The 18,411-nt window shown below is 66.0% G+C and carries 20 protein-coding genes; 11 read left to right on the top strand and 9 right to left on the bottom strand.

Annotated features, from left to right (window positions below):
* Positions 1-3 precede the first annotated feature (3 nt).
* The 5 genes from NMQ16_RS03075 to NMQ16_RS03055 all read right to left on the bottom strand — a co-directional run bounded on the left by NMQ16_RS03075 (position 4) and on the right by NMQ16_RS03055 (position 3,946).
* Positions 4-732, bottom strand: coding sequence for a hypothetical protein (locus NMQ16_RS03075; RefSeq protein ID WP_257079011.1), 729 nt, complete (start codon positions 730-732; stop codon positions 4-6).
* Positions 733-920: 188 nt separating this feature from the next.
* Positions 921-1,109 carry a hypothetical protein gene (locus NMQ16_RS03070; RefSeq protein WP_257079010.1) on the bottom strand — a complete coding sequence of 63 codons (189 nt, stop codon included), beginning with the start codon at positions 1,107-1,109 and terminating at the stop codon, positions 921-923.
* A gap of 209 nt (positions 1,110-1,318) precedes the next feature.
* Positions 1,319-2,758, bottom strand: a complete 1,440-nt coding sequence (locus NMQ16_RS03065) for an ammonium transporter (protein WP_257079009.1) — start codon at positions 2,756-2,758, stop codon at positions 1,319-1,321.
* Between the two features lie 13 nt (positions 2,759-2,771).
* Complete coding sequence (gene glnK / locus NMQ16_RS03060) at positions 2,772-3,110, bottom strand: P-II family nitrogen regulator (RefSeq protein ID WP_069038722.1); 339 nt, start codon at positions 3,108-3,110, stop codon at positions 2,772-2,774.
* A gap of 38 nt (positions 3,111-3,148) precedes the next feature.
* Entirely contained in the window at positions 3,149-3,946 is a 798-nt protein-coding gene (locus NMQ16_RS03055) for a TorF family putative porin (RefSeq protein ID WP_257079008.1), read from the bottom strand.
* Positions 3,947-4,311: 365 nt separating this feature from the next.
* Here NMQ16_RS03055 and NMQ16_RS03050 point away from each other — a divergent pair, with 365 nt between their 5' ends.
* From NMQ16_RS03050 to NMQ16_RS03030, 5 genes are all read left to right on the top strand, one after another.
* Complete coding sequence (locus NMQ16_RS03050) at positions 4,312-4,560, top strand: accessory factor UbiK family protein (protein WP_257079007.1); 249 nt, start codon at positions 4,312-4,314, stop codon at positions 4,558-4,560.
* 89 nt (positions 4,561-4,649) lie between these two features.
* Positions 4,650-5,234, top strand: a complete 585-nt coding sequence (locus tag NMQ16_RS03045; RefSeq protein ID WP_257079006.1) for a YceI family protein — start codon at positions 4,650-4,652, stop codon at positions 5,232-5,234.
* A gap of 37 nt (positions 5,235-5,271) precedes the next feature.
* Positions 5,272-5,844 (top strand): YceI family protein, encoded by a 573-nt coding sequence (locus NMQ16_RS03040; RefSeq protein ID WP_257079005.1) that lies wholly within the window; start codon positions 5,272-5,274, stop codon positions 5,842-5,844.
* A 49-nt stretch (positions 5,845-5,893) separates the two neighbouring features.
* A complete protein-coding gene (locus tag NMQ16_RS03035; RefSeq protein WP_257079004.1) occupies positions 5,894-6,397 on the top strand; it encodes a M48 family metallopeptidase in 504 nt (167 codons plus the stop codon).
* 5 nt (positions 6,398-6,402) lie between these two features.
* Positions 6,403-7,311 (top strand): patatin-like phospholipase family protein, encoded by a 909-nt coding sequence (locus NMQ16_RS03030; protein WP_257079003.1) that lies wholly within the window; start codon positions 6,403-6,405, stop codon positions 7,309-7,311.
* On the opposite strand, the gene dbpA is transcribed toward NMQ16_RS03030, so the two are convergent.
* Positions 7,312-8,754 (bottom strand): ATP-dependent RNA helicase DbpA, encoded by a 1,443-nt coding sequence (dbpA, locus tag NMQ16_RS03025; RefSeq protein WP_257079002.1) that lies wholly within the window; start codon positions 8,752-8,754, stop codon positions 7,312-7,314. It lies immediately after the preceding gene.
* Between the two features lie 105 nt (positions 8,755-8,859).
* Here dbpA and NMQ16_RS03020 point away from each other — a divergent pair, with 105 nt between their 5' ends.
* The 5 genes from NMQ16_RS03020 (at position 8,860) to NMQ16_RS03000 (ending at position 15,275) form a co-directional block, all read left to right on the top strand.
* Positions 8,860-9,774 carry an asparaginase gene (locus NMQ16_RS03020; protein ID WP_257079001.1) on the top strand — a complete coding sequence of 305 codons (915 nt, stop codon included), beginning with the start codon at positions 8,860-8,862 and terminating at the stop codon, positions 9,772-9,774.
* Between the two features lie 165 nt (positions 9,775-9,939).
* The gene (locus NMQ16_RS03015; RefSeq protein ID WP_257079000.1) at positions 9,940-11,496 is read left to right on the top strand and encodes an EAL domain-containing protein; all 1,557 of its coding nucleotides are present in this window, start codon (positions 9,940-9,942) and stop codon (positions 11,494-11,496) included.
* A 30-nt stretch (positions 11,497-11,526) separates the two neighbouring features.
* Positions 11,527-12,213 carry an ABC transporter ATP-binding protein gene (locus NMQ16_RS03010; RefSeq protein ID WP_257078999.1) on the top strand — a complete coding sequence of 229 codons (687 nt, stop codon included), beginning with the start codon at positions 11,527-11,529 and terminating at the stop codon, positions 12,211-12,213.
* Positions 12,206-14,680, top strand: a complete 2,475-nt coding sequence (locus NMQ16_RS03005; RefSeq protein ID WP_257078998.1) for an ABC transporter permease — start codon at positions 12,206-12,208, stop codon at positions 14,678-14,680. Before NMQ16_RS03010 ends, NMQ16_RS03005 begins: the two co-directional genes overlap by 8 nt.
* 97 nt (positions 14,681-14,777) lie before the next feature.
* On the top strand, positions 14,778-15,275 hold the full coding sequence (locus NMQ16_RS03000; protein ID WP_257078997.1) for a CIA30 family protein: 498 nt from the start codon (positions 14,778-14,780) through the stop codon (positions 15,273-15,275).
* Positions 15,276-15,284: 9 nt separating this feature from the next.
* Here NMQ16_RS03000 and NMQ16_RS02995 read toward each other — a convergent pair whose 3' ends face one another.
* The 3 genes from NMQ16_RS02995 to NMQ16_RS02985 form a co-directional block, all read right to left on the bottom strand.
* Positions 15,285-15,416 carry a hypothetical protein gene (locus NMQ16_RS02995; protein ID WP_257078996.1) on the bottom strand — a complete coding sequence of 44 codons (132 nt, stop codon included), beginning with the start codon at positions 15,414-15,416 and terminating at the stop codon, positions 15,285-15,287.
* A 98-nt stretch (positions 15,417-15,514) separates the two neighbouring features.
* The gene (gene msbA, locus NMQ16_RS02990; protein WP_257078995.1) at positions 15,515-17,263 is read right to left on the bottom strand and encodes a lipid A export permease/ATP-binding protein MsbA; all 1,749 of its coding nucleotides are present in this window, start codon (positions 17,261-17,263) and stop codon (positions 15,515-15,517) included.
* Positions 17,264-17,307: 44 nt separating this feature from the next.
* Positions 17,308-17,880: a histidine phosphatase family protein gene (locus NMQ16_RS02985; RefSeq protein ID WP_257079295.1), complete on the bottom strand. Its 573-nt coding sequence runs from the start codon at positions 17,878-17,880 to the stop codon at positions 17,308-17,310.
* A 223-nt stretch (positions 17,881-18,103) separates the two neighbouring features.
* Here NMQ16_RS02985 and NMQ16_RS02980 point away from each other — a divergent pair, with 223 nt between their 5' ends.
* Positions 18,104-18,358, top strand: a complete 255-nt coding sequence (locus tag NMQ16_RS02980) for a hypothetical protein (RefSeq protein ID WP_257078994.1) — start codon at positions 18,104-18,106, stop codon at positions 18,356-18,358.
* Positions 18,359-18,411 lie beyond the last annotated feature (53 nt).

Raw genomic sequence — 18,411 nt, 5'->3', positions numbered from 1 at the left:
TCGCTAATGTGCGGGCTGAGGCTGAGCCGCGGCCTTGGCGGCTGCTTCGGCTTCGCGCTGCAGGCGCTGCGCTTCCTTCCGGCGCACCCGTTCGTCGATCTTGTCGGCATGGCGCCGCTGGTCTGCCGCACGTTCCGCGGCACGTGCATCCTCGCGTTGTCGTCCGGCGGCCTGTTCGGCATCCTTGCGAGCGGCGTCCTGTGCTTTCAGCCGTGCGCGTGCTTCCGCGTCGGCGTCCTTCTGCGCGCGCTCCTTCGCTTCCTGCTCGCGCTGCCGTGACTGCGCCTGTTCGGTTTCACGCGTCTTCACGCTCATTTCGATCGACTTGAGCCGGCGTTCATCGGCTGCCCGCTGCTTTTCCGCGCGTCGCGCCTGCGCGGACCGCGTGCGCACGTCACGTTCGATGTCGCGTGCCTCGAGCTCGAGCTTGCGCACTTCGGTCACGCGCACACGCAAGGTTTCGTCGGCTTCTTCGATGCAGGACGACACCAACGTGCGCTGCCAGCAGAGCGCGTCCGCGGCCGCCCGATCGGCATCCGCCTTGCGCCGCAACTCGCGCGCCTGATTCTTCAGATCGCTGGCGCGCTGGCGAAGCCGGTCGCGCTCCTCGGCCGGGAAGGCGTCAGCCTCTGCTGCAGGGGTGTCGTTGGCGGCGGCGGAGCCGGCGGCAGCCAGACCGCTTGCCGTCAGGGCAATCAGTCCCGCCAGCAGGTGTGCGGCAAAAGTGTTCACGAGCGTCCTCATCCTTGAACTTCGACGCCAGGTGGCGCCGTGCTGTCCATCCGCCGAGATGCTAACCCGGCGTGCGGACGTTCGATATGCGAAGGGGACACAACGCATCAGGACGGGCATCGATGGACAGAGTGTGTCTTCGATTGCGGGCCGGGCAGACGGGCGCCGCGTGGCAGGTGGCAGAGCGCTCAGATCTGCACGGTCGGGGCCGGTCGCAGCACATAGCTGACAACAGCCAGCCCGCCCAGCGCCAGCGATATGCCGGTCGGCAGACCGGCCGCCACGGAGGCCACGGCCGCCACCGCGCACAGCGGCATGGCCTGACGGGTTGCAGACCGGCGTCCGGCGCGAAGGAATCGATTGACTGGAGTAGGCATGGCAATTCTCCTCAAACGCATCAGGTGCTGAGTTTCACGCGGTTTGCCCATGGGCGAAGTCCAGAATATCGCCGAGATTCCCCGGTATTCCGTGCGATTTCGAACACTGCCCGCTGCGCCGCTCTGACGGTCCGTGATACAGGTCGCAACGCAAAAAAAAAACGGGCACCCGAAGGTGCCCGAACTTTGCAGAGGAGAGAGCGTGCAGTTCAGATGCGGTAGGCGGTTTCGCCGTGCGCCGTCACGTCCAGACCTTCGCGCTCTTCATCTTCCGGCACCCGCAGGCCGATGAAGATATCCACCAGCTTGAAGGCGATGAAGGACACGACGGCCGACCAGATGATCGTGATCACGACGCTCATCACCTGAATGGTGACCTGCGAACCGATCGAGAAGTCATCGGCACCGGTGCCGCCAAGCGACGGGGCCGTGAACACGCCGGTCAGGATTGCACCGACGATGCCACCGACACCATGCACGCCGAACACGTCGAGCGAATCATCTGCACCGAGCATGTGCTTGAGGCCATTGACGCCCCACAGGCAGATCACGCCTGCCAGCAGGCCGATGACCACCGCGCCGATCGGCCCTACCGTACCGCAGGCCGGTGTGATCGCCACCAGACCGGCGATCGAACCTGAAGCCGCACCGAGCATCGACGGCTTGCCCTTGAACACGGCTTCCGCAGCCACCCATGCCACGATGCCTGCAGCAGCGGCAACCATGGTGTTGAGAGCGGCGAGTACCGTACCGGCGTTCGCTTCGAGGTTGGAGCCGGCGTTGAAACCGAACCAGCCCACCCACAGCATCGATGCACCGACCATCGTCAGCACCAGCGAATGCGGTGCCATCGATTCCTTGCCGTAGCCGATGCGCTTGCCGACCATGTAGGCGCCCACCAGGCCGGCCACACCGGCGTTGATGTGCACCACCGTGCCGCCCGCGAAGTCCAGCGCGCCATGACCCAGCAGGTAGCCGCCGGCGCCCCACACCATGTGTGCAATGGGGATGTAGGAGAAGGTGAACCACAGCACGCTGAACAGCAGCACCGCGGAGAACTTCACCCGCTCGGCGAACGACCCGACGATCAGCGCGGCGGTGATGCCGGCGAACGTCAGCTGGAACACGACGAACAGGTATTCCGGAATCTTCACGTCGGCACTGAACGTGTCGGACAGTGAATCAACCGTCACGCCGCTGAGGAACAGCTTGTCCAGCGAACCGATGAACGGCGTCGCTTCGGTGAAGGCGAGGCTGTAGCCATAGACGATCCACAGGATGCCGATCAGTGAAAACACCACCATGACCTGCATCAGCACCGACAGCATGTTCTTGGCGCGAACCATGCCGCCGTAGAACAGTGCCAGGCCGGGCAGCGCCATGAACAGCACGATGATGGTGGCCACCAGCATCCAGGCGATGTCGCCCTTGTGCACCGCCGCCTTCACTTCTTCCGCCGGTGCAGCTTCTGCGGCTGCCTCGGCCGGTGCAGCTTCCGCCGCCATAGGTGCTTCAACTGCCGCATCCGCCGGTGCAGCGGCTGCTTCTTCGGTTACGGCAGCCGGAGCTGCCGGGGGATCTTCTGCCATGACAGGCGCAGCCAGGCCGATAGCCAAGGTTGCGCACAGGATGCCCAGGAAACGTTTCATCTTGTGTTCTCCCTTAAAGCGCATCGACGCCGGTTTCACCGGTGCGGATGCGGACGACCTGTTCCAGATCGAAAACGAAAATCTTGCCGTCACCGATCTTGCCGGTGCTGGCAGACTTTTCTATGGCTTCGACCACGCTGTCGACCAGCTCGTCGCTGACTGCAGCCTCGATCTTCACCTTGGGCAGGAAATCGACGACGTACTCGGCACCCCGGTACAACTCGGTGTGACCTTTCTGGCGGCCGAATCCTTTCACCTCGGTAACGGTGATGCCCTGCACGCCGATGGCCGAGAGGGCCTCGCGTACTTCGTCAAGCTTGAAAGGCTTGATGATGGCTGTGACTAGTTTCATGACAATCCCCTGGCAGATACCGTGAAGCGTTGTTTGGATCAGAACGTCTTGGTCAGGAACACCACATACTGGTCGTCACCCAGATACTTGCCCTTGAGGTTCGTGTAGAACGCCTGTTCCACGCTGTTCATGCTGGTGTCGGTGTAGAAGGCACCTACCGTGAAACCTTGCGGAAGGGCGTACGAGAGGCCGATCTTCCAGTCTTCGTACGAAGCGATGTCGTCGTTCTTCACGCCAGCGTTGGAACCGCTGAAGTCCTGGATGCCGTAGTGCAGATTCAACGTCAGTTCTTCGGTGATCGGATAGTTGGCGGACAGGTCGAGGTACCAGGTGCCCGACGAGTTGTTCACGCCGAAGGTATCGCCCAGGCTGTACGAGTACTTGGCGCTCAGGAAGCTCCAGCTGACCGCGGCGTAGGCTTCCAGCGTGTCGGCCTTGGTGATGCCGGGGTTGCGGTCGCCCGGGTAGATGTACTGCAGCAGGCCGACGTCGTAGCCGACGCCCGATTCGCCGAAGGCGCCGCGATAGCCGCCATAGACGTCGATTTCCACGCTGGAGCTCGAGTAGGCCGAATCAACGCCTGCCGGAGCGTCCTTGAGCCACGAGATATTCGATGCCCAGGTGCCAAGGTAGAAGCCGCTGGCGTGCGAGTAGTCGAAACCGCCCTGCAGTGCCGGGTCTTCGTTGGTCTGGCTGATGCCGCGGAACACATACTGACTGAACAGACCAACGTTGCCGGTGAAGGTATGCGGGCTGGCCGGTTCTTCGGCTTGAGCGGTGAAGGCCGGCACGGCCAGTGCGCTGGCGAGGGCAGCGGCGATCAAAGTCTTTTGCATTGGGTTCACTCCTTGATTTAGGGAAACTGCCCGGCTTGTCTTGCATGGACCGTGCCAGACGTTGTTACTCCTTTTTTTTCAATGACTTGATGCAGTACGGCGAATATCCGGGTCGGTCCGAAGGAATCCCCCGCCCCAAATGCACGCACTGCAATATGGCTTTGCACCAAGACAGTGCATTCGCGGGCGTGCTGCTCTGCTTTGCGCACAATCGGTGCCTCGCACACCGCCTCTGCAGTCATTTGGCGTGAATTCCGTCACGCCGGGATCGCACGTTCCGCTGCGCGACGGCACAATGCGAGGCTTCGCGGTCGGCGGAGACCGGATGTGCTGCGTTGTACCGGCCATAGCCTGGAGAGAAACTTATGCTGAATCCAAAGATGCTCGAAGAACTGTCGTCGCGCTTTTCCGAACTGCTCGCCGCCAGCCCGGCCAGGGATCTGGAAAAAAACGCCAAGGCGATGGCAAGCGCCATGTTTTCGCGCCTCGATCTGGTCACGCGCGAGGAATTCGACGTGCAGAAAGATGTGCTGGCCCGCACCCGGGCGCAGCTAGAAGGACTCGAAGCGCGGGTATCCGAGCTGGAAAAGCAGCTCGCCGCACGTGCCGGCTGATCGCCCGGCTCCGTGGCGGCCGGGCTCGCAGCGGAATTTTTTGGCCCCGGTGACATCACACCGTTGTCTTTCATAGTCTGGAGCCGTCGATGAAGCAGGGAATTTCGCCGCTTGCGCGCCGCGTGCTGACGCTCGGCGCCGGCCTTGCGCTGATGTCGTCCGCCGTGCAGGCGGCGGGCAGTTACTCGCGTGTTGTGCCGGAAAAGAGTTCGCTCGCTTTCGTGTCGCAGCAGATGGGCGTATCGGTCGACGGCCGGTTCACCCGCTTTTCGGCCACGCTCGACTTCGATCTTGCGAAGCCGGAAGCAGGCAGCGCCACGCTCGACATCGAACTGGCGTCGATCGATGCCGGCGGTCCGGAAGCGAACGACGAGGTCAAGGGCAAGAACTGGTTCGACGTCAAGCAGCACCCGACGGCCCGCTTCGTGTCGAGTTCGGTGAAGCCGCTCGGCAACAACCGTTACGAGGTGCGCGGGCAGATGAGCATCAAGGGCAAGACACGCGAGGTCGCGGCACCCTTCACGCTGAAGCCTGACGGCACCGGCGCGCTGCTGGAAGGCAGTTTCCCGCTCAAGCGCCTCGAGTTCGGCATTGGCACCGGCGCCTGGGGCGATACATCGGTCGTCGCCGACGAAGTGCAGATCCGTTTCAAGCTGGCCGTCGCAGGCAAGTAAGCGGCTGCTTCCAACTCAACAAAATTCTGGAACCCACATGAAATTCACTTCCGCTCTGTTTGGCCTGTTGATGGGCGCCTCGCTGACCAGCGGTGCGATCGCCGCCGACAGCTACACCATCGATTCCCGTCACACCTTCCCGACCTTCGAAATCAACCACCTCGGCTTTTCGACCCAGCGCGGCCGCTTCAACAGCGCCAGCGGCAAGATCATGCTGGTGCCGTCGCAGAACAGCGGCAGCATCGAGGTCAAGATCGACACCGCCTCGATCGACATGGGGCTCGAAGCATGGGACAAGCACATGCGCGGCGAAGACTTCTTCAATTCCGAGCAGTTTCCCGCCATGACCTTCAAATCCACGAAGCTCATGTTCGACGGCGACAAGCTGGTCGGTGCCGAAGGCGACCTGACGCTGCTCGGGGTGACCAGGCCGGTCACGCTGGACGTGAAGGGCTTTGCCTGCGGCACGCATCCGATCAACAAGAAGGCACTGTGCGGCGCCGACATTTCCACCACGATCAAGCGCTCCGACTTCGGCATGACCAAGTACCTGCCGGGCATCAGCGACATCGTTTACATCGAGATTCCGGTCGAGGCCTTCCGCGACTGAGTGCAGCGGTCGGGTGCGGACCGAATCCGCCCCCCTCCGCCCGGACGGAATGGACACGCTGAAGTACCTGGCCGGCTACCCGGCGCACATCCAGGATCAGGTGCGCACGTTGATCGCGCAGGGCCGCCTTGCCGAAACACTGCGGGCGCGTTATCCCGACTCGCATGCGGTGCGCAGCGATGGCGCACTGTACGATTACGTGATGGCGCTGAAACAGCGCCATCTTCGCAATGGCGCGCCGATCAACAAGGTCATGTACGACAGCAGCCTTGGCCTGGTCGCCCGGGCGCTCGGCACGCACACCACGGTGTCGCGTGTGCAGGGTGGCAAGCTGAAGGCGAAGCACGAAATACGGGTCGCCACATTGTTCCGTGATACGCCGCCGGAGTTCCTGAAGATGATCGTCGTGCACGAACTGGCCCACCTGAAATCGCGCGAGCATGACAAGGCGTTCTACCAGCTGTGTACTCATATGGAACCGCAGTACCACCAGTATGAATTCGACTTGCGGCTGCACCTGACCCGGCTCGACCTGTGCGGCGGGCCCGCCTGAATCCGATGGGCAATCGACCTACCGTATCGCTTGTGCTCGGCTCCGGCGGCGCGCGCGGGCTCGCACACATCGGCGTCATCCGCGAACTGGAATCGCGCGGCTACGACATCCGGGCGATTTCGGGCTCGTCGATGGGCGCGCTGGTGGGTGGCATTCACGCGCTGGGTGGACTTGACGCCTACGAAAACTGGGTGATCGCGCTCGGTCAATCGGACATGCTCCGCCTGCTCGACCTCACGCTCTCCGGTGGCGGCCTGATCCGCGGCGATGTGTTGATCCAGCGTCTGCGCGAGCTGGTCGGCGAATGCAATATCGAAGATCTGCCGCTCGACTATACGGCTGTCGCCGTCGACATCGAACGCGGACGGGAAGTGTGGCTGTCGGACGGCTCGCTGTTTGAAGCCATCCGTGCTTCGATGGCCGTGCCATCGGTTTTTACGCCGCACGCCTACCGCGGTCGTCTGCTGGTCGATGGCGGACTGCTGAATCCGGTTCCGGTGGCGCCGACCCTGCGCACACTGACCGATCTGACGGTCATCGTCGATCTCAACGGCGAAGCCGTCATGCCACCGCCCCTGCGCATCGACACCGAAACCGATCCTGGCCTGCTGGCGCGTTTGCGCAGCTACCTGCCCGGCGGCAACGGAAATGGCGCGGTGAAGGTCGCCGAATCAGGACTGGCCATGTCGGATGTGCTGATGCGTTCGCTGGAAACCATGCAGGCCGCACTGACGCGCCGCAATCTCGCGGTGTTCTGGCCCGATGTGGTCATCAATGTGCCGAAGAATACCTGCCGGTTTCATGAATTCCATCTGGCGTCGCCGCTGATCGAGTACGGCCGCCGCCTCGCCGTCGACGCACTGGACCGGCTGGAGGCGTCGTCCGGCGTGCGCGGCCGGCCACCGTCGCCCTGATCAGTCGGTGCCGAGCCGCTTCACCTTCACGTCACGCCCCTTCACCCGCCCGCCGTCGAGCCGGCGCACCACCTCGTCGGCAATGTTCCGTTCCACCGCGACATAGGTCAGGTAGTCGGTCACGTCGATCCGGCCCACCTGTTCACGGGTGAAGCCGGCTTCGCCGGTCAGCGCGCCCAGCACGTCGCCTGGCCGGATCTTTTCCTTGCGCCCGCCCAGTATCTGCAAGGTGGCCATCGGCGGCACCAGCGGTGCATGACCGGCCGGCTCCAGTTCCGCCAGCGGCTGCCATTCGAGCGCCACGCCCTGCGCCTTCTCGATGCGAAGCGCCCGGCCCATCTCGTTGCGGCTGACCAGGCTGAGTGCCCAGCCCTCGGCGTCACCGCGACCGGTGCGTCCGATGCGGTGTACGTGCACCTCCGGGTCGGGCGTCACGTCGACATTGATCACGGCTTCGAGCTTGTCGATGTCCAGACCGCGCGCGGCCACGTCGGTCGCCACCAGCACCGACGCGCTGCGGTGTGCGAAACGCACCAGCACCTGGTCGCGTTCGCGCTGTTCCATGTCGCCATACAGTGCCAGCGCTTCGAAACCCTGCGCGCTCAGACGGTCCGCCAGTTCGCGGCAGCGTGCCTTGGTGTTGCAGAACGCCAGCGTGCTGACCGGCCGGAAGTGGCGCAGCAGTTGCGCCACGGCGTCGAGCCGCTCGGTGTTGTCGATTTCGTAGAAGCGCTGGCGGATCTTGCCGGCCGCGTGCTGCGTCGCGACCTGCACCCGTTCCGGCTCGCGCAGGAACTGCGACGCCAGCTTTTCGATGCCGGGCGGGAAAGTGGCCGAAAACAGCAGGGTCTGGCGCGCGGCCGGACACTGTTGCGCGATCCACACGATGTCGTCGAAGAAGCCCATGTCGAGCATGCGGTCGGCTTCGTCGAGCACCAGCATGTTCAGGCCGCGCATATCCAGCGTGCCGCGTTCCAGGTGATCCATGATGCGGCCCGGCGTACCGACGGCCACATGCGCACCGTGCTCCAGGCTGCCGATCTGAGGCCCCATCTTCGCACCGCCGCACAGCGTCACCACCTTGATGTTGTCGGTGGCGCGCGCCAGCCGGCGGATTTCCTTCGCCACCTGATCGGCCAGTTCGCGCGTCGGGCACAGCACCAGCGCCTGTGGGGAAAACCAGCGCGGATTGAGTTTGGCCAGCAAGGGCAATGCAAACGCCGCCGTCTTGCCGCTGCCGGTCTTCGCCTGCGCGATCAGGTCGCGGCCTGAAAGCGCCAGCGGCAGCGTCGCCGCCTGTACCGGCGTCATCGCGAGGTAGCCAAGCGTATTCAGGTTGGCAAGCGTTTCGGGCGCCAGTGGCAAGGTGTCGAAAGCGGTCTCGGTCACCGCCGGTGGTGCGAGGTCGGGGGCGGAGGATTCGGAAGCAGTGGATTCGGTCATGCACGATTATAAGGGCCCGTGCCGGCCCGGCGTGTGCATCGCCCTTGCGCCGTGGCGCGCCGCTCCACCAGAATGCGCCGACAGCATCCGACAGGCAGCGACCCGATGAAACGCATCGTCATCCTCGGCACCGGTGGCACCATCGCCGGCCAGGCGCGCAGCGCCGCCGACAACACCGGCTATGTCGCCGGCACGATCGCCGTTGCGGATCTGATCGCTGCCGTGCCGCCGCTGGCGGCGTTTGCGATCGATGCCGAGCAGGTCGCCCAGACAGACAGCAAGGACATGACTTTCGCCATCTGGCGTTCACTGGCGCAGCGGGTTGCGCATCACCTTGCACGCAAGGATGTCGCAGGCATCGTCATCACCCACGGCACCGATACACTGGAAGAAACCGCCTACTTCCTGCATCGCGTGCTGGCGCCGGCCAGACCCGTCGTGCTGACTGGCGCGATGCGCCCGGCGGGCGCGCTGGCCGCCGACGGACCGCAGAACCTGCTCGACGCCGTGCGCCTGGCCGCGTCGCCCGAAGCGAGCGGCGTACTGGTCTGCATGGCGGGCACCGTTCATGCCGGCTGCGAGGTGCGCAAGGCGCATCCGTATCGTGTCGACGCCTTCGATTCCGGTGATGCCGGTCCGCTCGCCTACCTCGAAGAGGGCGTGCTGCGCCGCCTGCGCGACTGGCCACGCGGCGACGCACTGGGTCTGGCGCATGTGCTGCGTGACGACTGGCCGCGCGTTGACATCGTGCTGAACCATGCCGGCGCCGACGGTGCGCTGGTCGATGCGCTGTGCACGCTGGGTGTGCGCGGCATCGTCGCGGCGGGTACCGGCAACGGCACCCTCGGCGTGCCGCTCGAGGCGGCGCTGCTGCGAGCGCAGGCGGGCGGCGTCGCCGTGCTGCGTACCAGCCGGACCGCGCGCGGCAGTGTCATCGACACCCCCGGCGCTGCATTGCCGGGCGCCGGTGCGCTCACGTCGGTGCAGGCGCGTGTCGAGTTGATGTTGCGGTTGATGTAACACGCGGCGGCGATGCTGCCGCACCGGGCGTGTGTTCGCCCGTCACGACGCATCGTGAATTTCACGCAGCCCACGTAAGTGAAACGACACGATGCGCTTACACTTCGGCATCGTGCACACACACAATAAAGTCGCCCGAGCGACTGTTGATCGAAGAACGCCCTGATGCGACGCCGCGCATTCATCACGCTGCTGACGGTCGCTGCCCTGTTTGCCGGGCTGCTGCCGCTCGCTGCAGCGCTCTATTTTTCCTGGAGCTATACGCTCAGGGTCGAAACGCTGCACCTCGACGCGCTGGCGCAGCAGGCGCTGCTGCGCGCGGAGCAAGTGTTCGACGAGGCGCAGTCCGAGCTGCATGGCCTCGACACGGTTCCGGATACGCCGTGCTCGCCGGCCCACATTGAACGCATGCGTCAGATCGCCTACTGCACGCCGTTCGTGCGCGAGATCGCTTACGCCCGCGATGGCCGCATACTGTGCAGTAGCATGGGTCCTGACGAAGAATACGGTATCCGTTCGCTGCCCGCTGCCGACTGGACCGATGGCAAGGGACGCCAGATTTGGTTCCGGCTGACGCACCCGCTCGACGATGCACGACCGTCTGTCGCCATCGGTCGCGGTTCGCATCTGGCGCTGATCCACGCCAGTCATTTTCAGGTACGCAGCATCGCCGACACCCGTCTGGTCGTACTGAGTATCACCGACTGGCTTCCGCTCGCCGTGGTCGATGAGCCGCTGGTGTCGAGCATGATCGATACCGCCATGACCGGCCGGGAGCATGTCCAGGGCGACCGCCTGTATGCCGTCGCGCAGTCCGGTCAGCTGCCCATCGTGGCAGTGGCGGCCCAGTCGCGCGCCCAGCTGCTCGCGGCTTGGACCGAACCGCTGGTGATGACCACACTGTTCGGTGTCCTCGTCAGTACGCTGATGGTGTGGGCGGTGCGCCGTTTCACGCGCCAGTTCTTCTCACCGGCCACGGCGCTGCTGGCGGCCATCCGGCGAGGCGAGTTGCGGGTGGCCTACCATCCGCAGATACGCCTGTCCGACGGCCGCTGCGTCGGCGCGGAACTGCTGGTGCGCTGGCCTGACCAGAACGAACCGGTCATGAGCACCGACGATCTGGTGCATCTGGCCGAACACTCCGGTTTCGAACATGAAATCACCTCGCGTGTGCTGCGTACCGCGATTGCCGAGATCGGCGACCTGCTGCAGCGCCGGCCCGAACTCACGGTGTCGCTGAACGTGGCGTCGCACGATCTGGAGAGCGGCGGCCTGAGCGAGCTGCTGTCCGACGTGCTCGACGGCAACGGCATCCGGCGCAGCCAGATCGAACTCGAACTGACCGAACGCAACCTGATCCAGGCCGGATCGGCCGGTCTCGTGCTGGCACAGTTGCGCGAAGCCGGCCACAAGGTGCTGCTCGACGACTTCGGGACCGGTTACTCCAGTCTGTCCTACCTGCATGATTTGCCGGTCGATGCGCTGAAAATCGACCGCGCCTTCGTCGGCACCATCGGTGCCGATTCGCCGCACGCACCGCTGGTGCCGCACATCGCCGAAATTGCCCGCTCGCGTAAGCTGCAGATGGTGGCGGAGGGTGTCGAGACAGAACAGCAGGCGACCTATCTGCGCGAGCAGGGCGTTCAGATTGCGCAAGGTTTCCTGTACGCGCGGCCGATGGATGCCGCCGAATTCCGTCAGTTCCTCGCCACGCGCGCCTGAACGTACGGCGCGGCGCGCAGTCCATCCGCCGTGCTTTCCCTGACTGCCCTCGACAAGACCCTGCCCGGTTCACCGCCGCGCGTGCTGCTGCACGCGCTCGACCTCGACATCGCCGCCGGTGAATACGTGGCGGTGATCGGTGAATCCGGCTCCGGCAAATCCACGCTGCTCAACGTCGTGGCGGCACTCGATCGCCCCGATGCAGGTTCTGTGCGTTTCGACGGCGTCGAGGTGTCGGCGCTGGACGATGACGCCGCCACCGTATGGCGGCGCACCCGGGTCGGCTTTGTGTTCCAGGCCTTCCATGTGCTGCCCTGGCTGAGCCTGCGCGACAACGTGGGGCTGCCGCTGGCGTTGGCCGGTGTGCCGCTGCGCGAGCGCCGCGCGCGCGCGCTCGCGCAGCTGGCCACGGTCGGGCTTGCGACACGCGCCGACGACAGCCCGACGCAGTTGTCCGGCGGCGAGCTGCAGCGTGGGGCGATCGCGCGCGCGCTGGTGCGCCAGCCGCGCCTGCTGCTGGCGGATGAGCCGACCGGCAATCTGGACGCCGACAACGCCGAGCGGATCGCCGCGTTGCTGCGCGATGCCGTGAAGTCGGGCGGTGCCTGCGGCCTGCTGGTCACCCATTCGGCCGCCGTCGCGTCAACCGCTGACCGCGTGCTCAGGCTGGGCCGCGACGGCCGCCTGCATCCGGCCGACGCGCACGTCGATGCTTGAGCTGCTGTGCCGCTCGGCCTGGCGCGGCGCGAGCCGGCTTGCGCTGCTGGCCATCGCGCTCGGGGTGGCGCTTGGCGTCGCGGTATCCGCCATTCACCGGGCAGCACTCGACGAGTTCGAATCCGGCCTGCGTGCCGTATCGGGCTCGGCCGATCTGGAAGTGGTGGCGGCGCGCGGCATGGACGAATCGGTCTATCCCTTGCTCGCCCGTCTGCCCGACGTGGCACACGCCAGTCCGCTGGTCGAGCGCGAACTCGACGTTGCGATCGGCGCGCGCGCGCTGAAGCTGCGCGTCATCGGCCTCGATGCCTTTCGCGCGTCGGCGGTTCAGCCGACCTTGCTGCCGCCGGCGGGCGACATCGGGCAGCTGATGGAGCCGGGCGCGATCTTTCTGAGTCATGCCGCCGGTCAGGCGCTCGGCGTCCAGCCGGGGCAGACGCTGGTGCTCGGTCGCGACAACACGGCTTTCACCGTTGCCGGCTGGCTGCCGTCGGCCGGCAGTGGTGCCGTGCTGGCCGTGATGGACATCGGAGAGGCGCAGTGGCGGCTGGCCACACTCGGTCAGATCAGCCGCGTCGCGCTGCGCCTGCGCGAAGGCGTGAATCGCGCCGAGGCGACCGCGCGCATCGCAGCCGTGCTGCCGCCGGGCGTGCAGTGGCAGACGCCCGCGCAGGCGCTGGAACGGGCGGACCGGCTGTCGCGCGCCTATCGCGTCAATCTGGGCCTGCTGGTGCTGATCGCGCTGGCGGTCGGCAGCTTTCTGGTGGCGGCGACCAAGGCCGCGGCGATTGCGCGGCGCACGGCTGAAATCGCCTTTCTGCGGGCGGCCGGACTGACGCGCGCGCAGCTGTTCCGGATGCTGATCGGCGAAGGGGCGCTGCTGGGCGCGTGCGGTGCGCTGCTGGGCATCGCGCTCGGACACGCACTGGCGGCGCTCGCGCTGTCGCTGATCGGTGCCGATCTGGGCGCCGGCCTGGTGTCCGGCGTGGCGCCGGCACTGTCGTTCGACCTCGCGGCCAGCGCGGGCTTCGGCCTGCTCGGCGTGGCCAGCGCGGCCGCCGGCGCGGGCTGGCCGGCGCGCGATGCGCTGCTGATTGCGCCGGCACAGGCGCTGCGGGCCGGTCATTTCGGTCCTGCGCTGCGCACGCTGGGCACCGACCGCCGCACCGTGGCGGCGCTGAGTGCCCTGTTGCTGGCGCTGGCCGCCGCGTCGCTGCCGCCGCTGGCCGGTCTGCCGCTCGGCGGCTACGCGGCGATCGCCTGCGTGCTGGTGGCCGCCGTGCTCGCCGTGCCGCCACTCGCCCGGGCGCTGGCGCGGCGCGTGCCGACGTTCTCGGCAGTACCGCTGGATCTGGCAAGGGCGCGGCTGATGGCCGAGCCCGGGTTCGCGTCGCGCAGTGCGGCCGGCGTGCTCGCCGCCACGGCGCTGATCGTCGCGATGGCCGTGATGGTGTCGTCCTTCCGCAGCTCGGTCGACCGCTGGCTGACCGATGTGCTGCCGGCCGAGCTGTACCTGCGCGGCGATCGAGATCGACCGTGGCCGGACGACATCGAAGCGCGGCTGGCCGCAGTGCCCGGTGTCGAGCGGCTGGAAGCGATCCGGCATCAGAGCCTGCTGCTGAGCGCCGACCTGCCGGCGGTGGCGCTGATCGCCCGGCCGCTGCCGGATGACGCCGGTCGCGTGCTGCCGCGCGTCGGCGTATCGGTGCCGCCGGGCGTGCTGCCTCAGGTGTGGGCGTCCGAGGCGATGGCGGATCTGTATGGCTGGACGACCGGCCGCGAAGTCGAACTGCCGCTCGCCGGACAGCGGCTGCGCGTGCAGGTCGCCGGCCTGTGGCGCGACTACGCGCGCCAGCACGGTGCGGTGGTGATCGATCTGGCGCGCTACCGCGCGCTGACCGGCGACACGGCGTCCGACGATTTCGGACTGTGGCTCGACGCAGGGTCCGATGAAGGGAGCGTCGCGCGGGCGTTGCGCGAAGCCAGCGGCAAGGGCGAAGCGCTGGAGCTGACGTCGAGCGACGAGGTGCGCCGCCTGTCGCTCGGCGTGTTCGACCGCACCTTTGCCGCGACCTATGCGCTGGAGGCGGCGTCGGCGCTGATCGGTCTGGCCGGCATCGCCGCGGCGTTTGCCGCGTCGGCCAGCGCGCGCGCGCGCGAATTCGGGCTGTTGCGCCACCTCGGCTGCACGCGCCGGCAGATCGCTGCACAACTGGCTGCCGAAGGCCTGCTGTCCGCGCTGCCCGGGCTGATGCTCGGTCTGGTCGCGGGGTTCGCGATGAGCGCGCTGCTGATCGAAGTGGTGAACCGCCAGTCCTTCCACTGGAGCATGGACTGGGTGGTGCCCTGGGGCTGGCTTGCCGTCATCGTGCTCGCCATGCTGGCGGCCTCGACGCTCGCGGCGATACTGGGCGCGCGCGGTGCACTGGGTGTCGCGGCGGTGCGGGCAGTGAAGCTGGATGACTGAACAGACAGCAGGCGGATGAGGCGGTCGGGCAGCCGGGTTGGGCGATGCTTCGGCGCGCGACGATTGCCCGCCGCACCAAGCACCTTACAATGCGCCCATGGCGCGCAAACTATTTGATTTCGGCAACGCTGGCGCAGTCGATGACTGGTCGCCGATCGATGATGGCGTGATGGGCGGCATGTCGCGCAGCAGGCTGCGACCCGACCCGGCCGGGCACGCGGTATTCGAAGGCATCGTATCGCTGGAACGCAACGGCGGATTCGCCTCGGTGCGCGCCCAGCCCGGAAACATCGCCGAAGCGGGTGCGACCCATTACGCGCTCGTGGTGCTCGGCGACGGCAAGCGCTACAAGCTCAGCCTGCGCTGCGACGACGATTTCGACGGCCTGAGCCACCAGATCAGCTTTGAACCCCCGGCGGGTCAGTGGGCCACCGTGCACCTGCCGGTGGCGGCGTTTCGCGCCACCTTCCGCGGGCGCAACGTGATGGGCGCACCGCCGCTCGACCCGTCACGCGCACGCCAGATCGGCCTGATGATCGCCGACCGTCAGGCGGGCACCTTCTCGCTCGGCATTCGCGCAATCCGTGTCGAATGAACGTTCCGCTCAGTGCGGCTTGATCAGTGGCTGCATCAGTTCGGACGCATTTTTCTTCGCCTGCTTGGCGGCCTTCTTTTCCTTCGGTGTCGACGCCGGCTGTTTCTTCGTCGCCTTCACGCTGTTTCGTTCCTTGCTCATGGTGTGACCTTTCGAGTGCCGCCGGCGCAGTGGGCGCACGGCTCGGCCCGACCACTATAAGCCGATGCGGCCGTGCGACGGGAATTCACGGGTGCGGCTCAGTCGCCGCCGAGCTGCGAGTGGTAAAGGTTCGCGTACATGCCGCCGGCTGCCAGCAGCTCTGCGTGGCGACCGATCTCGGCGATGCGCCCGCGATCCATCACGACGATGCGGTCGGCGCGTTCGATCGTGGACAACCGGTGCGCGATGACCAGCGTGGTGCGGTTTTTCATCAGCACTTCAAGTGCCGCCTGCACCTGCCGCTCCGATTCGGTATCGAGCGCCGACGTCGCTTCGTCGAGAATGAGCACCGGTGCGTCCTTCAGCAGCGCGCGCGCGATCGCCAGCCGCTGGCGCTGGCCGCCCGACAGTTTGACGCCGTTTTCCCCGATCAGCGTGTCGAAACCTTCCGGCATGGCCTGGATGAAATCGAGCGCGTAGGCTGCGCGCGCGGCGGCTTCGATGTCGCCGCGATCGGTTTCGCGCAGCGCGCCGTAGGCGATGTTGGCGGCCACGGTGTCATTGAAAAGCACCACGTCCTGGCTCACCAGCGCCATGTTCGCGCGCAGGCTGGCCAGCCGGATGTTCTGGATGTCGTGACCGTCGAGCAGGATGCGCCCGCTGCCCGGCGTATAGAAGCGCGCCAGCAGATGGGCCAGCGTGGTCTTGCCGGAGCCGGATGCGCCGACCAGCGCCACCGTCTCGCCTGGAGCGATCGCCAGATCGATGTGCTGCAGCACGCGTTCGTCGCGCCCCGGATAGCCGAAGCCGAGCTGGTCGAAGTCTATGCGGCCGCGCGCGCGCTCGATTTCGACCGTCCCGGTGTCACGCTCGGCCTGTTCGTCGATCAGCTGGAACACGCTTTCCGCCGCAGCCAGCCCGCGTTGCAGCGGCGCATTGACGTCGGTCAGCCGCTTCAGCGGCGCCAGCAGCATCAGCATCGCGGTGACGAAGCCCATGAAGCTGCCGACCGTCGTGCGGTTGCTTGCCGAGTCGTGCAGCGCGACTGCGATGACGATGCCCAGCGCCATCGCGGTCAGCACCTGGGTCATCGGCGACACCAGCGATGCGGCGACGATGTTGCGCATGTTCTGCCGACGCTGCTTGCGACAGGCTGCATCGAAACGGCCCATCTCATAGTCCTGGCCGCCGAATATCTTGACCACCTTGTGTGCTTCGATGGTTTCTTCCAGCGTGTGCGCGATGCTGCCCATGGCGGTTTGCGCACCGCGCGCCGACTCGCGGATGCGGCGCGAACTGAGGCGCACCACGATGGCGATCAGCGGCAGCATGCCGAGCACGATGAGCGTGAGTTTCCAGTCCAGCCACAGCAGCCAGGCCAGCAGGCCGGCCACGGTCAGCGTGTCGCGCACGAACACGGTGATGACATTGGTCGCCGCCTGCGTCACGCCCTGCACGTCATAGGCGACCTTGGAAATCAGCGCGCCGGAGTTGTGGTTGTCGAAGAATTCGGTCGGCAGCGCGAGCAGGCGTCCGAACATCGCGCGGCGCAGATCGAGCACCACGTTGTTGGCAGCCCAGGCGAAGGCGTAGTCGGCGATGAAGCCGAAAATGCCGCGCGCCGCGAACAGCGCGACGATGAGCACCGGGTAGAACCACACGGCATCCGGGTCACTGCCGCCGAAACCGCCGTCGAGCAGCGATTTCATGATGGCCGGAAATACCGGTTCGGCTGCCGCCGTGAGCGCCATGCAGAGCAGTGCAACGGCAAAAGCCACCCAGTAGGGACGCACATAACCGAGCAGGCGCACATAGATCGCGCGGCTGGAAACCTGGACTGAAGTCATGGCGGGTCAGGTGCGGAGAAGCGCGGATTATAGGTGCAGCCCGCTCAGCGGTTGAATGCGCGAAGTTTGGCGCCGAGCGGACCGATTGCCAGATGCGTCAGGTGGGCGAAGTCGAATTCGAGATTCAGCCAGCGCCCGGGCGGCAGCCCGAGCAGGGTGCCGGTCAGCGCGCGCATCGGCCCGTTGTGGCCGACCAGCACCAGCGCACCGGTGCCGTGCCGGTGCGCCTCGAAGGCGGCCCAGACACGCGCGGCCATGTCGGCGTACAGCTCGCCGGCCGGCGCCCGGAAGTCGATCAGCGCATTGCCCCAGGTGTCGAAGCCGTGCGGCGGAATGTCGCTGAACGGCTTCATCTCCCAGTCGCCGAAGTCGAGTTCGCGCAGCCGCTCGTCCGTTTCGACTGCCGGATCGAGGGCGTGCGCCAGCAATCGCGCGCGTTGCAGCGGACTGCTGACGATGCGTACGTCGGCCGGCAGGAGCGGGCGCAGTCGGTCGGCGCAGGTCAGCGGATCTTCGGCGACGTCCAGGTCCGTCACGCCATAACAGAGCCCCGGTGCCACGGCGGGCTTCGGATGACGCACCAGATAGAGCTGGAGCGGATCACTCAAACGGAACATTCCGCTCATGGTGTGCCGCCTGTGACATCACGCGAACTGGCCGGCGCGCCAGCACGAGTCGCAGCGCTGACACACTGTGCTGAGCTTGCGACCCACTGTGCTGCGGTGCAAAAATAAACTACGAATTTCGTCACAATCCAATACTGGCGCGGGGTTGAAAGAGTTGTTGCAGTGCACTACATTGTATTCAACAACTGCTTTTTAACTTGCTGGGAGCTTCATCATGAAAACCACTGCACTCCGTATCTTGCTCATTGCGAGCCTTTCGCTTTCGGCCGTTGCGGCCTCCGCCGACACCACCGAGGCATCGAAGGCGGTCGGACACCCCGAAGATTACAAGGTGTTCATCGATGCCAAGACCGGTTACGCTTTCGTGCGTACGCCGGCGCGCTGGGTATTCACCCGCAAGGTGGACGGCAGCCAGGTCGCCGAAACGTCTGCCGACAAGCGCATCGACACGGCCGAACTGTCGCGTTGATCGCAGGATCCGGCGGGTTTGTTCCCGCCGCTCACCCGGAAAAGCCACTCCTG

It is taken from the genome of Methyloversatilis sp. XJ19-49, from assembly GCF_024580145.1.
GTDB lineage: Bacteria > Pseudomonadota > Gammaproteobacteria > Burkholderiales > Rhodocyclaceae > Methyloversatilis.
Note: the sequence above shows the minus strand (reverse complement) of the source record. Positions and strands in the feature narration are given on the sequence as shown.